The 489-nt window shown below is 52.1% G+C and carries 1 protein-coding gene; it reads left to right on the top strand.

The window, feature by feature from the left end; genetic code table 11:
* Positions 1 to 46 precede the first annotated feature (46 nt).
* Positions 47 to 489, top strand: a 443-nt coding sequence (locus tag ACGF49_RS24815; RefSeq protein WP_387493405.1) for a transposase, incomplete at its 3' end; no start/stop codon positions are given.

Here is a 489-nt window from a genome sequence, read left to right as displayed (position 1 = left end):
CCCCCCTCTCCAGACTTTCCCGCCAGAAACGCTCTCGCTTGACGAGCTGGTCCCTAAAAATCATTTGGTCCGTCAAGTCGATGCTGCCATTGATTTCGAATTTATCCGCGAATTAGTCGCCCCGTTGTATTGCCACAATAATGGCCGTCCTGCTATCGATCCGGTCATGCTGATTAAAATGATGTTACTCGGCTACTTGTTTGGCGTCCCCAGTGAACGCCGTCTGGTACAGGAAATTCAGGTTAATGTGGCTTACCGCTGGTTTCTGCGCCTCGGACTGACAGAAAAGGTCCCTGATGCCTCAACCCTGAGCCAGAACCGCCGCCGCCGTTTCAATCATACCGCGGTCTTCCAACAGATTTTTGACCACATTGTTGAACAGGCGATAGCCAAAGGATTTGTGGGCGGACACGTACTCTATACCGACAGCACCCACCTGAAAGCCAGTGCCAATCCGCATAAATCGGAGAATGTCATGCGGTCGGTTCC

It is taken from the genome of Photorhabdus sp. RM96S, assembly GCF_042879335.1.
In the GTDB taxonomy this organism is placed as follows: Bacteria; Pseudomonadota; Gammaproteobacteria; order Enterobacterales; family Enterobacteriaceae; genus Photorhabdus; species Photorhabdus kayaii.
The sequence above is the reverse complement of the archived record's forward strand: the minus strand, read 5'-3'. Positions and strand labels throughout refer to the sequence as shown.